General features: G+C 64.5%; 1 protein-coding gene. It reads right to left on the minus strand.

Features of this window, described 5'->3' with window-relative positions:
* Positions 1-1006 (minus strand): ketol-acid reductoisomerase (gene ilvC / locus M3149_RS22650; RefSeq protein ID WP_251711609.1); only part of this gene is annotated, 1006 nt, incomplete at its 3' end.
* Between the last annotated feature and the right edge of the window lie 3 nt (positions 1007-1009).

Below are 1009 nucleotides of genomic sequence, written 5' to 3' on the forward strand. Positions count from 1 at the left end.
TCTGGTCCACCAGCTTGTTCTTGGCGATCCAGGGCATCATGGCGCGCAGCTGGGCACCCACCACCTCGATGCTGTGCTCGGCCGTGTTGCGACGGCGTGCCGTCATGCTCGGGTAGCCGGTGCGGCCTTCCAGGATGAACATCTTGGCGTAGTCGCCGTTCTGGATGCGCTTCAAGGCGTTGCGCATGGCCGCGCGCGATTGCTCGTTGATCACCTCGGGGCCGGTCACGTACTCGCCGTACTCCGCGTTGTTGGAGATCGAGTAGTTCATGTTGGCAATGCCGCCTTCGTAGATCAGGTCCACGATGAGCTTCAACTCGTGCAGGCACTCGAAGTAGGCCATCTCGGGCGCGTAGCCGGCTTCCACCAGCGTCTCGTAGCCCATCTTGATCAGCTCGACCGCGCCGCCGCACAGCACGGCCTGCTCGCCGAAGAGGTCGGTCTCGGTCTCTTCCTTGAAGTTGGTCTCGATGATGCCGGCCTTGCCGCCGCCGTTGGCCATGGCGTAGGACAGCGCCAGATCGCGCGCCTTGCCCGACTTGTCCTGGTGCACCGCCACCAGGTGCGGCACGCCGCCACCCTGGGTGTAGGTGTTGCGCACCGTGTGGCCCGGGGCCTTGGGCGCGACCATCCACACGTCCAGGTCGGCGCGCGGCACGACCTGGTTGTAGTGCACGTTGAAGCCGTGCGCGAAGGCCAGCGAGCCGCCTTGCTTGATGTTGGGCTCGACGTTGTTGCGGTAGACCTCGGCAATCTGCTCATCGGGCAGCAGGATCATCACCACGTCGGCGGCCTTGACCGCGTCGTTGACTTCCATCACCGTCAGGCCGGCCTTGCCCACCTTGTCCCAGCTGGCGCCGCCCTTGCGCAGGCCCACCACCACCTTCACGCCGCTGTCGTTGAGGTTCTGCGCGTGCGCGTGGCCCTGGCTGCCGTAGCCGATGATCGCGACCGTCTTGCCCTTGATGAGGGAAAGATCGCAGTCCTTGTCGTAGAAAACTTTCATGGT

Source organism: Hydrogenophaga intermedia (genome assembly GCF_023715105.1).
Taxonomy (GTDB): domain Bacteria; phylum Pseudomonadota; class Gammaproteobacteria; order Burkholderiales; family Burkholderiaceae_C; genus Hydrogenophaga; species Hydrogenophaga intermedia_A.